This window comes from Edaphobacter sp., assembly GCF_028283685.1.
Taxonomy (GTDB): Bacteria; Acidobacteriota; Terriglobia; order Terriglobales; family Acidobacteriaceae; genus Edaphobacter.
The window spans coordinates 670,204-683,157 of the sequence record NZ_JAPWKF010000007.1 but is presented as its reverse complement, the minus strand read 5'-3'; the positions used below and the strand labels follow the sequence as shown (position 1 = coordinate 683,157).

15 protein-coding genes are annotated in these 12,954 nt (G+C 60.7%); 12 read left to right on the top strand and 3 right to left on the bottom strand.

What is annotated here, in order from left to right:
- Positions 1-5 precede the first annotated feature (5 nt).
- Complete coding sequence (locus PW789_RS13590; RefSeq protein ID WP_299377272.1) at positions 6-776, top strand: BON domain-containing protein; 771 nt, start codon at positions 6-8, stop codon at positions 774-776.
- Between the two features lie 71 nt (positions 777-847).
- Positions 848-1,714, top strand: coding sequence for a UbiA-like polyprenyltransferase (locus PW789_RS13585; protein WP_299377270.1), 867 nt, complete (start codon positions 848-850; stop codon positions 1,712-1,714).
- A gap of 95 nt (positions 1,715-1,809) precedes the next feature.
- Here the strand turns inward: PW789_RS13585 and PW789_RS13580 are convergent, their stop codons facing one another.
- Together PW789_RS13580 and PW789_RS13575 are read right to left on the bottom strand one after the other, a co-directional pair.
- Complete coding sequence (locus PW789_RS13580; RefSeq protein WP_299377268.1) at positions 1,810-2,148, bottom strand: CsbD family protein; 339 nt, start codon at positions 2,146-2,148, stop codon at positions 1,810-1,812.
- A gap of 113 nt (positions 2,149-2,261) precedes the next feature.
- Entirely contained in the window at positions 2,262-2,411 is a 150-nt protein-coding gene (locus PW789_RS13575; protein ID WP_299377266.1) for a lmo0937 family membrane protein, read from the bottom strand.
- A gap of 135 nt (positions 2,412-2,546) precedes the next feature.
- On the opposite strand from PW789_RS13575, the gene pheA reads away from it, so the two are divergent.
- The 9 genes from pheA to recO all read left to right on the top strand — a co-directional run bounded on the left by pheA (position 2,547) and on the right by recO (position 10,999).
- Complete coding sequence (pheA, locus tag PW789_RS13570) at positions 2,547-3,413, top strand: prephenate dehydratase (RefSeq protein ID WP_299377264.1); 867 nt, start codon at positions 2,547-2,549, stop codon at positions 3,411-3,413.
- A 465-nt stretch (positions 3,414-3,878) separates the two neighbouring features.
- Positions 3,879-6,326: an endopeptidase La gene (lon, locus tag PW789_RS13565; RefSeq protein ID WP_299377262.1), complete on the top strand. Its 2,448-nt coding sequence runs from the start codon at positions 3,879-3,881 to the stop codon at positions 6,324-6,326.
- Between the two features lie 109 nt (positions 6,327-6,435).
- Positions 6,436-6,969 (top strand): DUF488 family protein, encoded by a 534-nt coding sequence (locus PW789_RS13560; RefSeq protein ID WP_299377260.1) that lies wholly within the window; start codon positions 6,436-6,438, stop codon positions 6,967-6,969.
- A 79-nt stretch (positions 6,970-7,048) separates the two neighbouring features.
- Positions 7,049-7,300 (top strand): MoaD/ThiS family protein, encoded by a 252-nt coding sequence (locus tag PW789_RS13555; RefSeq protein WP_299377258.1) that lies wholly within the window; start codon positions 7,049-7,051, stop codon positions 7,298-7,300.
- The gene (locus PW789_RS13550) at positions 7,297-7,758 is read left to right on the top strand and encodes a molybdenum cofactor biosynthesis protein MoaE (RefSeq protein WP_299377256.1); all 462 of its coding nucleotides are present in this window, start codon (positions 7,297-7,299) and stop codon (positions 7,756-7,758) included. The genes PW789_RS13555 and PW789_RS13550 overlap by 4 nt, the downstream gene beginning before the upstream one ends.
- A 2-nt stretch (positions 7,759-7,760) precedes the next feature.
- Positions 7,761-8,741 (top strand): VWA domain-containing protein, encoded by a 981-nt coding sequence (locus PW789_RS13545; RefSeq protein ID WP_299377880.1) that lies wholly within the window; start codon positions 7,761-7,763, stop codon positions 8,739-8,741.
- A gap of 152 nt (positions 8,742-8,893) precedes the next feature.
- Positions 8,894-9,769, top strand: coding sequence for an inositol monophosphatase family protein (locus tag PW789_RS13540; RefSeq protein ID WP_299377254.1), 876 nt, complete (start codon positions 8,894-8,896; stop codon positions 9,767-9,769).
- A 138-nt stretch (positions 9,770-9,907) separates the two neighbouring features.
- On the top strand, positions 9,908-10,168 hold the full coding sequence (locus PW789_RS13535; protein ID WP_299377252.1) for a ferredoxin family protein: 261 nt from the start codon (positions 9,908-9,910) through the stop codon (positions 10,166-10,168).
- A 96-nt stretch (positions 10,169-10,264) separates the two neighbouring features.
- Positions 10,265-10,999, top strand: a complete 735-nt coding sequence (gene recO / locus PW789_RS13530; RefSeq protein ID WP_299377250.1) for a DNA repair protein RecO — start codon at positions 10,265-10,267, stop codon at positions 10,997-10,999.
- A 6-nt stretch (positions 11,000-11,005) separates the two neighbouring features.
- Here recO and PW789_RS13525 read toward each other — a convergent pair whose 3' ends face one another.
- On the bottom strand, positions 11,006-11,554 hold the full coding sequence (locus PW789_RS13525) for a hypothetical protein (RefSeq protein WP_299377248.1): 549 nt from the start codon (positions 11,552-11,554) through the stop codon (positions 11,006-11,008).
- An 80-nt stretch (positions 11,555-11,634) separates the two neighbouring features.
- Here PW789_RS13525 and PW789_RS13520 point away from each other — a divergent pair, with 80 nt between their 5' ends.
- Positions 11,635-12,927 carry a DUF4010 domain-containing protein gene (locus PW789_RS13520; RefSeq protein ID WP_299377246.1) on the top strand — a complete coding sequence of 431 codons (1,293 nt, stop codon included), beginning with the start codon at positions 11,635-11,637 and terminating at the stop codon, positions 12,925-12,927.
- Positions 12,928-12,954 lie beyond the last annotated feature (27 nt).

Below are 12,954 nucleotides of genomic sequence, written 5' to 3'. Positions count from 1 at the left end.
AGACGATGATTACGAGATGGCAGAGAAGGGCAGCGGGCTGCGCCGTGATGGTATTGCTGTCTGTGAGTGAAGGACAGCTTCTGGCACAGGATGCAAGTAAAGACCCACAGATCCAGGCCGAAGTGACCAAGGCGCTCGACAATAAGCGATTTAGGGATGTGAAGGTCGGCGTACAGAACGGCGTGGTGACGCTCTCCGGTACGGTCGATCTCTATGCAGAGAAGGAAGACGCTGACCACAAGGCGCACCATCGCAAGGATGTGAAGGGCGTACAGAACCTGATTGAGGTGGGCGGCCCGACGGTGGAGGATGTGACGCTGCGCAATCGCCTCTCCGAGAAGCTGACCTACGATCGAGTCGGCTATGGCACGACTGCCTTCAATGCCTTCACCATCAGCGTGCTGAATGGAGTCGTCACGCTGGGTGGCGTGGCCTATGGTCCGACGGACAAAGATTCGGCGATCAGCCTGGTGGCGAATACGCCGGGAGTGAAGGATGTGGTGGACAACATCGACGTGGCGCCGACCTCCCCGATGGATGACCGGATTCGCCTGGCGACGGCGCGGGCGGTCTATGGGGCGCCGCAGCTGAACAAATATGCGATCGATCCGGCCAAGCCGATCCGCATTACGGTGATCAACGGAAATGTCACGCTCTCGGGCGTCGTGGACAGTGAGGCAGATAAGGATGTGGCCAACATCCGGGCGAGTGGCGTATCGGGAGTCTTCAAGGTCGTCAACAATCTTCAGGTTGTCGGGTCGGATAAGGAAAAGTAGATTTCGGGCTGATTCGTCTGTCGGGCCGCAGGGGTTCCCCTCTGCGGCCTTTCGCCTTTTAGAATGGAGGCATGGCTTCGTTATGGAAGAGTACGGCGGTCACCCTTGAGATGATCAAGTGGGAGCACTCCATCTTTGCGCTCCCCTTTGCAATGACCGCCGCGGTACTGGCGGCAGGGACCTGGCCCCCGGCAAAAGTGCTGGGGTGGATCATCGTGTGCATGGTGGCTGCGCGTTCGGCTGCGATGGCCTTCAATCGACTGGTGGATGCGAGGCTCGATGCAGCGAACCCGCGCACGTCGATGCGCGCAATTCCAGCCGGTTCGCTGACGAGCGGCTTTGTGCTTGGGTTCGTACTGGTAGCCTCGGCGCTGTTCTTCCTTGGGGCTGCGATGCTGAACCGCCTTACGCTGGTGCTGGCTCCTGTGGCGCTGGCGGTCGTGCTGGCCTACAGCTATATGAAGAGGGTCACGCGCTGGTCGCATCTGGTGCTGGGACTCGCCCTGGGCATTGCCCCTGCCGCCGCATGGATCGCTGTGCGCGGGTCGCTCGATGTCCGCATCGTGGTGCTGACACTGGCGGTGCTGCTGTGGGTGGGCGGCTTCGATGTGCTCTATGCCTGCCAGGACTTCGAACACGATCGCAAGGTCGGATTGAACAGCGTGCCGCAAGCCTTCGGCATTGAAGGAGCGTTCTGGATCGCGCGCATCATGCACCTGGGCATGCTGGGTATGTTGTGCTGGCTGGTTGTGCTGTTTGGATTGGGCAAGGTCGCCATCGCGGGAATCGTGATCGTGGCACTGCTGCTGCTCTACGAGCACATGATCATCTCGCCGAAGGACCTGCGGCGTATGAATGCGGCCTTCTTTACGCTGAACGGTGTGATCTCGGTGGTCTTCTTCTTTTTTATCGCGGCCGATGTGCTGCTACGCCGTTAAGCAAAAAGCCCGCCGGTTACGGCGGCGGGCTCTTGGGGCACTTCAAAATTTCAGCGGCACTTTGAGAAGACGGGTTAGCCGCGGAGAAGACGGGGTTAGCCGCGGTGCGTCTGATCACGGAATGAATCGATCTTCTCTTCAAGATTGTGCTTGATGTTTTGCGCCGTGTTGACGACCTTGTCGCGGGCTGCATCGAGCTTGTCTTCCGTGCGAAGCTTCGCATCCTGTTTATTGGCATCGGCGCGGTCGGCAGCTACGTCGTGGCGCTCAGCAGCAGCGTCTTTGGCGTTGCCCCAGGTTTCTTTCGCAGCACCTTTGACCTGATCGGCCACACCTGCATTGGCCAGCTTCTGATTGCCGAAGGCCTCACCGGCCTTCTGCTTCATGGCGCCTGTTACCTGGTCGAATTTTCCTTCCAACGTTTCTTTATTCATGATTTACTCCTGCACATTTACATATTTGAGAGCTGTGTTCGAGCGAGCGTCGTGGCGACGAACGCTCGAAGTTAGGGTGAGGTTGCGTTTGGTGGTCTATAACGGCTGGTGGTCTATAACGCTCTGCGACCAGAGAGAAGATTGAAGACCAGAACGATCAGAGCCAGAACCAGCAGAATATGAATCCATCCGCCCATCGTGTAGCTGCTGACCAGTCCGAGAACCCAGAGGACGAAGAGGATAATGGTGATAGTCCAGAGCATGCGCGTTCACTCCTAAGTCGTGAAATTGTTCAATGCCAGGGCCGCATCGCTGCGGCAAGAATGCCCTTGTTCCATGCGGCTTCCGAGATGTAAGTTGCGGCGGCGGAGGCCGAGGTTGCCATGGGCGGGAATAAAATGAATTTCAAAACAGGAGGCAACTTTTTGCGGATTGCGATTCAGGGTGAGGCCGGTTCGAACAGTCACATGGCAACGGTAGCAATGCTGGGCAAAGAGGTTGCCGACCTCGAGATCGTACCGTGCAACATCTCGGCCGAGGTGATGGGCCGGGTGATGGCGGGCGAGGTGGATGCGGCGGTGCTGCCGATCGAAAACAGCCTGCACGGTTCAGTCGCCGAACACTACGATCTGTTGCTGGAGCTTGACGTACGCGTCGAACGCGAGAGCCTGCTGCGCATACGGCACAACCTGATCGCGGCGCCGGGAGTGAAGCCGGAGGACATCCGTCGGGTGCTCTCGCATCCGGTGGCGCTCTCGCAGTGCCGCAAGTTCCTGGCCTCGCACCCGGAGTTCGAGGTGATGCCGTTCTACGACACGGCGGGCGCGGTGAAGCACGTGATGGCCGACGGGCTGAAAGATACTGCCGGGATCGCTCCGGAGCTTGCCGCAAGGCAATATGGCGGCGTCGTGCTGCAGGCAGGGGTCGAGGATCATGCGCAGAACTTTACCCGCTTTCACCTGATCCGCCGGACGATCGATTCCCAGTTGCTGCCCAGCCCGGAGGCAGACAACAAGATGAGTCTCGCGTTCGCGATCGACCACCGGCCGGGGACCCTGGTAGCTGCCCTGCAGCGCCTGGCGGCGGAAGGCGTGGATCTGACCAAGATCGAGTCCAGACCGGTGCCGGGCAGCCCGTGGGAGTACGTCTTCTATGTCGACGTTCGGTTTGACACACCCGCCAGGGCAGAGGCAGCAGTGTCGGCCCTGACCGAACACGCGCGCATGGTCAAGGTCCTGGGCCGGTATCGGGCCGCTGAGGCCTGATTCTCAGGTTCCACCGGATTTCAGACTTATTTCTTAGATTCGTGCGCAAAGATCCGTGCGCAAACTCTTGCCGGGAGCAGGTTTTGCATCTGCCTGTCGGTGGGACAGGTTTTCTACGCGCGATTGGGCGATGGTCGGAGGATTTTGAAATAAATCATTTAAGTCGATCATAAAAAAAGACTTACAGAATATTTGTTCGACCGCCACCGCACAAGCGAGTTTAAAGCGGCCTTATGTCCTGCGGTGCTCGTCTGCGATGTCCTGGCGAGGAGTAGAGTGGGAATCCACTCGGGAATCGTGATGGTTTGCCGATACGTAGTAGGTGGAAGAGGCGTCTCACAAGGGTAAGAGATCGGATTTGGCACAAAGCGGCCGGGGTGAAGGGTGTACGCCAGGGCAGAGTGGTTTGCGACTTTCTGAAAGTTGCTGCATCCTATAGCTGATAATTTGATAGAAGGACACTCAATGGCAAACGACTTCGTAAGTGTAATCAAGCCGACGGCCCACAAGCCCGAGGGTAGTGAAGGTGCCAACGACAGACGGCCGGTTCCGGTTCTGCCAGTCCGAGACACAGTCCTGTTTCCCCATGCGGTTCTGCCGCTTACGGTGGGGCGGGAGAGCTCTATTCAACTGATTCAATCGCTGGGTGAAGAGAAGTCGATTCTTGTCGTCGCACAGCGGGATGCCCGGCAGGACACGCCGCAGACCAGCGACCTGTACGCCGTGGGCACGCGTGCGACCGTTCACAAGGTCGTCAAGATGCCCAATCAGAGTCTGTTTGTCTTCACCGAAGGCAACGAGCGCATTCACCTGGGCGAGTTTACGCAGACCACGCCGTTTATGACGGCGGAGTATGAACTGATCCCCGAGATTGAGCCGGAGAAGACGCCGGAGAGCGAGGCGCTGCAGCGGAACGTGGTCAGCCAGTTCCAGCAGATCGTGACCTCCTCGCCGACGCTGTCCGACGATCTTCAGACCATCGCAATCAACATCGAGGAACCCGGCCGCCTGGCGGACTTCATCGCTTCGTCGCTGCCGTTTTTGACGACGACCGACAAGCAGGAGCTGCTTGAGACCCCGGACGTCTCCAGGCGTCTGGAGCGCATCAACAAGCACCTGGCGAAGGAGCTTGAGGTGCAGCAGCTGCGCAACAAGATCCAGACCGAGGTGCAGGATTCGGTGCAGCAGTCGCAGCGGGATTACTACCTGCGCGAGCAGCTGAAGGCGATCCAGAAGGAACTTGGCGACGTTGACGAGAGCCAGAAGGACATCACGGAGCTGAAGGAGAAGATCGAAGCTGCCGGGATGCCGGAGGAGACCAAGAAGGACGCCCTGAAGGAGCTGAGCCGGTTAAGCCGGATGAGCCCGATGGCGGCCGACTACAGCCTCACGCGCAACTACGTGGAGTGGCTGGCGGTGCTGCCGTGGTCGAAGGGTTCGGCGACAGCTGAGGTCGATATCAAGAAGGCGAAGGAGTTTCTTGACGAGGATCACTACGGCCTGAAGAAGGTGAAGGACCGCATCCTGGATTACCTCTCGGTGCGTCGTCTGAAGCCGGACATGAAGGGACCGATCCTGTGCTTTGTCGGGCCTCCGGGCGTGGGTAAGACCTCGCTTGGCCGTTCGATCGCACGGGCGCTGGGACGCAAGTTCTCGCGCATCTCGCTGGGCGGCATGCACGATGAAGCGGAGATCCGCGGACATCGCCGGACGTACATCGGCGCTCTGCCGGGCCAGATCATTCAGCACCTGAAGAGAGTCGAAGTCAACGACCCGGTCTTCATGCTGGACGAGATCGATAAGCTTGGACGCGACTTCCGTGGCGACCCTGCGAGCGCGTTGCTCGAGACGCTGGACCCGGAACAGAACAACACGTTCCGCGACAACTACCTCGACCAGCCGTTCGACCTGTCGAAGGTGCTGTTCATCTGCACGGCGAACCAGCTGGACACGATTCCCGGCCCGCTGCTCGACCGTATGGAGATCATCGAGCTGACAGGCTACACCGAGGAGGAGAAGGTCAACATCGCGGAGAAGTACCTGATCCCGCGGCAGCTGAAGGAGAATGGCGTCGATCCGGAGATGATCGAGTTTCCGACGGCCTCGGTGGGCTATGTGGCACGGCACTACACACGCGAGGCGGGCGTTCGTAAGCTTGAGCAGCGTATTGGTACGGTGGCGCGGAAGGTGGCTCGCCGTATCGCCGAGGGGGCGACGGAGAAGACCGTGATCACGCAGGAGGTGATCCACGAGTTCCTTGGCGGCATCAAGGTGCGGGTGGACACGGAGATCGCGGAGCGTACGAAGCGGCCGGGAGTTGCGGTCGGTTTGGCGTGGACACCGGCGGGTGGCGACGTGCTCTTCATCGAGGCGAACAAGATGAAGGGCAAGGGCGGATTCACGATCACTGGCCAGATCGGTGACGTGATGAAGGAGAGCATGCAGGCCGCACTGACCTGGGTGCGCTCGAATGCGCCGACGCTGGGCCTGGAGGAGGACTTCACCAAGGACGTGGATATTCACATCCACGTACCGGCGGGAGCGATCCCGAAGGACGGTCCTTCGGCCGGCATTACGATGGCGACGGCGCTGGTGAGCCTGTTGACGGACACGCCGGTGCATCCGCTGACCGCGATGACGGGCGAGATCACGCTGAGCGGCAATGTGCTGCCGGTGGGAGGCATCAAGGAGAAGTTCCTTGCGGCCAAGCGCGCCGGGGTGCGGGACGTGATTCTGCCGCTGGAGTGCAAGACGCAGGTGGATGAAGACCTGACCGCCGACCAGGTGGCTGGCGTCAAGATCCACTATGCGACGCGCATCGAGGAGGTTCTCGCGGTTGCCCTGCCCAAGACGGTGCAGGAGGTCGTCGAGGACGAGGCGGTTCGCGAAGAGGTAATCCACGCGGGCGTGTAATGCACTGGCGTGAATGCACTGTCGTGAATGCACTGGATGGATGTTGAGGAAGAGGCGGTTCGGGCTTGTGCCTGGGCCGCCTCTCGTCTTTGGAGGCTGAAGCATCGTCATGATGACCGTGGGACATTCGACGCTGGGAATCGAGCCGTTTCTGCTTGCGCTGAGCGATAACAGCGTGAAGGTGCTGGTGGATGTGCGGCGGTTCCCGGGGTCGAAGAGGCACCCGCAGTTTTCGCAGGCGGCGCTGTTTGATTCGCTGGAGCGGATTGGCATTCGTGGGGTGTGGCGCGAGGCGCTGGGAGGCCGCAGACCTCCGGCGAAGGAGAGCGTGAACACAGGATGGAAGAACGAGAGCTTTCGCGGCTATGCAGACTACATGCAGACCGAGGCCTTTGCGCGGGAGATCGAATGGCTTGCGGGGCTGCCGGAGCAGGAGCATGCAGTGGTAATGTGCGCGGAGTCTCTGCCGTGGCGGTGCCACCGTTCGCTGATTGCGGATGCGTTGCTGGCACGCGGTGTGGAAGTCGATGATCTCTTCGTGAAGGCAGATGGAGCGAGCCATTTGAAGCCGCATCGGATGACCTCTTTTGCCCAGGTTCGGAATGGCCATGTGCTCTATCCCAAAGAGCCAGTTCTGTTCTGAGAGTGGGATGTTCGAGCGCGCGTGATCTTTTCAGGCAGCGAGAGTCAAAGGGCTATAGTCGCGTATTCTTTTCAGGAGTATGCGAGTAACGGTCTTATTTTTTGGCGTGCTGAAGGAAGAGTTCGGCGGCGAGAGCGAGGAGATGGAACTTCCCGAAGGCAGCACGGTGGGCGACCTGCTGCAGCGGTATGCGGCACGCGCCGCGTCGCGGCCAAAGCTGCTTCAGTCACTGGCGGTCGCAGTGAATCGTGAGTATGCCGGGGTTGCGGATATCTTGCAGCAGGGCGACGAGGTTGCTCTGCTGCCTCCGGTGAGCGGAGGTGCGCGGTGAGGATTGAGATCGTTGAGGAAGCGATTCCTGCGGATCAGATCGCAGCCGCAATGAAGGCGGGGGCTGATGGTGCGGTGTGCGTCTTCGACGGCATTGTTCGCGATAATACGCGCGGAAGAAAGACGCTTTATCTCGACTATGAGGCGTATCGCGATATGGCGCTCTCGCAGATGAGGGCTCTGGCAGAAGAGGCGATTGCGAAGTACGGTGTACGCGATGTGGCGCTGGTGCATCGGCTGGGCAGGCTGATGGTGGGGGATACGAGCGTACTGATCGTGGTGGCCTCGGCGCATCGCGGGGCGGCGTTCGATGCCTGCCGGTGGCTGATCGATACGCTGAAGAAGACGGTACCGATCTGGAAGAAGGAACAGTTTGAGGACGGCGCGGTGTGGGCCGACGGCGAGCCGTTTCCGGAGGAGATCGTGCCGCAGTCTAATGGGACGGGTGGACAGCCGTGAAGATGCTGGCCGGGTTGTTGCTGGGGGGCGCGTTCTTGTTGCAGGCGCCGATCGTGCGCCGTCCACCGATGCCGTCGGTGGACCCGGATGCGGATCAGCAACAGCAGCAGACGCCTTCGAACCAGAACCAGGTTCCTACACTGAAGGTTGAGACGCGGCTGGTGAATATCGCCGTGAATGTGGTGGACAAGACGGGAGCCCCGGTCGGAGGCCTGCAGCAGGGCGACTTCGAGATTGTCGAAGACGGCAAGGTGCAGAAGATCTCGTACTTCGAGAGGGAGTCGACGACACCACTTTCGATTGTGCTGGCGATCGACGGCAGTGAGAGTGTGCAGCGGAACGAGTCGCTGGAGAAGCAGGCGGCGAAGAAGTTTGTGAATACGCTGCTGCGCGATCAGGACGAGCTGGATCTGATGGACTTCTCCGATACTGTGCGCGAGATTGTGCCGTTTACGAACCAGAAGAAGAGGATCGAATCGGGGCTGGGGGAGATTGAGCATGGTGCGGCAACGGCGCTGTACGACGCCATTTATCTGGCGTCGGAGCGGTTATCGCAGACGCGGAAGGATGCAGGCCGCAGACGCGTGCTCGTGTTGATTACCGATGGTTCGGATACGGCGAAGCGCTCCCGCTATGCGCAGGCGCTGGAAGAGGCGCAGCGTGCCGGGGCGATGATCTACTCGATCATCATCGTGCCGATCTGGGCGGACGCGGGGCGCGATACGGGCGGCGAACATGCGCTGGTGCAGATGTCGAACGACACGGGAGGGAAGTACTTCTATGTCGAGGATAAAAGTGATCTGGCGCCGGCGTTTGCGCAGGTCTCGGACGATCTGCGTACGCAGTATGTGCTGGGCTACTATGCGCCGCAGCGTGGGCGGGACAGCTCTTTCCGCACGGTAAAGGTGCGCATGAAGGACCCGGCGCTGCGCGAGAAGTACGACCTGCGGCATCGCAGCGGGTACTTCGCCGATGGGCGGTAGAGCTACGTTGCGCATCTTACTCGTTGAGACAGTCTGGACAGATGAGTGCTGTGGCGGATGACACGATTGGCCTATAGCCTTTGCGGCCGCAAGAGGCGAGACTGTTCGTAAATGCCGTGGTGCAGTTAAAGTTGAGTGGAGAAGGAGTACCTGTGAGCCAGTTTGAGTTTGTCGATGTCGCCGAGGGGATTGCGCGCGAGGCGGGTGCGTTGCTGAAGAACTTCTACCAGAAGGGTGTGACGGCCGAGTACAAAGGCGATGTCGACCTGGTGACGGAGGCCGATAAGGCCAGCGAGAAGCTGATCCGCGAGAAGCTGCATGCGGCGTTTCCTGACCATGGCGTCTATGGCGAAGAGGGCACGCGCGATCGCCTGGACAGCGAGTATCGCTGGTACGTCGATCCGCTGGACGGCACAACCAACTTTGCGCACGGGTTTCCGGCTTTTTGCGTGCTGCTGGGGCTGGAGCGGCGCAAGCCGGGCCTGGCGGCGAACGAGGATGGCGAAATGATCGCTGGCGTGACCTACGATCCGCTGCGCGACGAGATGTTTGTGACGGAAAAGGGCAAGGGCGCATGGCTGAACGGACGCCGGATCCATGCCTCGAAGGTGAAGACGCTGCAGGAGTCGTTGACGGCGACTGGCTTCCCCAGCCAGAAGCGGCATGGCAGCCCGAACATCCATTTCTATCAGCAGATTACGCTGCGCTCGCATGGAGTCCGCCGTGCAGGCTCGGCCGGGCTGGATCTGGCCTACGTGGCATGCGGACGGCTGGAGGGTTTCTGGGAGTTCAACCTGAACCCCTGGGATACGTCGGCTGGCGTACTTATGGTGGAGGAGGCTGGCGGAACCGTCTCGCACTTCGACGGCGGCAAATTCACGCTGGACAGCCGTGAGGTATTGGCCACGAATGGCTTGATACAAGACGAGATCGTGCACATCTTCACGGAGATGTTTGCGGGACGCGAGCTGGGCTCGATTCCGACGCCTGCGGAGTTTGCGGCGAGGCGCGCGGCAGCGGGGAAATAGGGCTGAAAAGGTCCGTGTTTACAGGGATTTTCGTTTGCCGGGCAGGAAGAAAATGCTGCTAGAATCTTCTTAAGCCCCACAACTGAAAGACGATGTTTTCAGCGGCGGCACAAGATTAGATTCAAGGGAGACTAAGAAATGGCTTATGTGATTGCGGAACCGTGCATCGGAACGAAGGACACTGCATGTGTCGACGCCTGCCCGGTGGACTGCATCCACCCGAAGAAGGACGAAGGCGGTCACGGCGATGCCGAGCAGCTCTTCATCGACCCGGTCGAGTGCATCGACTGCGGTGCATGCGTACCCGTCTGCCCGGTCTCGGCGATCTACGCCGGTGACGACCTGCCGGAGAAGTGGGTCAACTTCCAGCAGAAGGCCGCCGATCACTACGGCCGCTAACCTCTGGGTGGAGTTAAAGGAGCGATGCGCAGCCCTGTGGCTGCGCATCGTTGCGTTGGGAGACGATCTTGAGATCTGTGCAGGATGGCGGGTGCGATGACGCAAAGGCAGGATGAGGCGATCGTGCTGCGTACCTGGCCGTTTGAAGAGGCCGATCTGCTGGTAAGTCTGCTGACGCGGCAGCAAGGACGCATCAAGGGAGTGGCGCGTCATGCGATGCGCTCCCGTCGCCGGTTCGGCGGGGCGCTGGAGCCGATGACCTACGTTCGCGCCAGTTATGCCGAGAAGCCGAAGCAGGAGCTGATGCGGCTGGATGCATTCGAGATCCTCTGGTCGCCGCTGACTGACCCGGTGGACTACGAGCGCACGGCGGCGCTCGAGCTGGTCGCTGAGATTCTGGAAGAGGTGTTGCCGGACCAGGCGCCTGAGGATGCGGTCTTCCGGCTGGCACTGGCCGTAATCGCCGAGATGAAGATCGGACGGGTGTGGATGCCGGTGACCTATTTCACCCTGTGGGTGAGCCGGCTGATGGGGTGGATGCCGGCGCTGGGCCACTGCGCAGCCTGCGGTCTGGACCTTCGCGGAGGCACAGTGTGGTGGTCTACCGCTGCTGACGGAGTCATGTGCTCCGAGGACAAGCGCAGTGGCAGCGCGGCGCTCAGCGTAGCTTCCGTCGCAGAGGCGCAGCGGTTCTTCCGCACGCCGGTCGAGGAGTTGGCGAAGGAGGAGTGGCCGAGGAATCGCGCCGCCGATCTGCGCAGCTTTGCCGTGGGATTGCTGGAGCGCCACCTGGAGCGCCGCATCAGAAGCGCGCGTGCCCTGGAACGTTGATACAGCCTAGGTGCTGAGTCCGTAGAGAGCGCTTACCCAGAGCACAAGGCCGGTTGCGAAGCTGCCAGCAGGGCTTGCCGGACCTCCGGGCGCGAGGAAGGGGTAACCCGCCGCGATGAGGACCAACACGGCTCCCGTGATGTAGTGAGGCGGGTAGCAGAAGAGCCGGGCAAGCGGGAAGAAGTGCAGTCCAACGATAAGAATGATGGCGGGGATGATCCATTCGCCGTGATGCAGGTTGGCGAGAATGTTGCTGACCAGGAAGATGGCAAACCACTGGAGCGCGTTGATGATATTGAACCAGCGCGAGCGTCGCCGGGATGCCGGGGTTTCCGCCACTGCTTCGCGAGCGCTCCGATTGACGCCGTAATGGCGGAGAGCGAGGAAGAAGATGCTCGCGGCGATCAGCAGGACGACAGCAAAGAACAGGAAAGAGGCGTGTCCTGAACGCAGTGCTCCCAGGATCAGCCACGCTGCGCCGAAGAAGGCGAAAAACATGGCACCTGTGGCGCGGCCGGCGCGTGCTGCGGACGGAGATGTCGCGAGATCGGGCATTGTTGTCAGTATGATGGTGGTTTCGGTGGCTCGCAAGCCTATGAGCTGTCAACATCTTCGAGCATGGAGGTTACCTGGGATTGCATCCGTGGATTGATCAGCTTCATGGCGACTCTGCCGTATTCCCTCCGGGAACCACTGCTCTCAAGCTGGCAGTGGCTCTGGCGATCGGACTGCTCATCGGATTTGAGCGCCAGTGGTCGCATAAAGACTTCGGTGTACGGACTTTCAGCCTGACTGCGCTGCTGGGCGGCCTGACGGCGATGATGCCGCAGCCGGTGCTGATCGTGGGCATGGCTGGCGTGGTCATGTTGACGGTCCTGTTGAATGTCCGCGACATCCTGGCTACGAAGACGGTCGAGGGAACGACCTCGGCGGCGCTGCTGGTGACCTTTGTTCTGGGCGCTCTCAGCGGCGAAGGGCATATCTTTACGGCGACGGCTTCGGCCATCGTAGGGGCGTGGCTGCTGTCGCTGAAGCCGCAGTTCCGTGCGCTGGCGGGGGATGTCAGGCCCGAGGAGATTCGCAGCGCTCTGCTGCTGGGGCTCTTCGGATTCGTGATCTGGCCGCTGCTGCCCAATCATTACGTCGATCCGTGGGAGTTGTTGCAGCCGCGCGAAGCCTGGGTGACGGTGCTGGTCGTGGCCTCGCTGGGCTTTGTGAATTATTTCCTGCTGCGGGTCTACGGCACCAAGGGCGTGGGGCTGACGGCAGTGCTGGGCGGCCTGGTGAACTCGACCGCTGCGGCGACGGAGCTGGCGAGTACGCTGCCGGCGGCGGGCCTGCTCTCGCAGACCGTGGTGGCGGTGCTGCTGACCTCGGTGGCCATGTTTCTCCGCAATCTGCTATTGCTCGCGATCTTTGCTCGCGAGGCCGTAACCTATGCCATCCTGCCGCTGCTCGCGATGACGGCGGTGGCTGGGTATTTTGTGGCGAGACGCCACAGGCCTTATGACGACGAGCGCCCGATCGAGTTGAAGCTGTCCTCGCCCATCTCGCTGGGCAAGGTGATGAGCTTCGGCGGGCTATTTCTGCTGATTCAGGTCTTGGGTACGGCGGCGGCGCGGTGGATGGGAGACTCCGGCGTGCTGGTCGTGAGCGCGGTCGGCGGCATGGTCTCTAGCGCCAGCACCACGGCGGCGGCGGCAAATCTGGTGGAGCATGGCAAGACCTCGGCGCTGGAGGCAGGAATGGCTACGGTCATTACCTCGATCGTCAGCACGGTAATGAACCTGCCGATCCTAAAGCGTCAGCAGGCCGCAAAGCCGGTTTATGGCGAAATCCTGCTCGCGACCGTGCTTCAGGTCGCCGTCGGCGTGGCGGCGATGGTGGCGCAGGGGTGGCTCTCGCTGCACTGGCATCGGCTTCGCTAAGCGGATTCCATTAGAATCGAGTGGTTA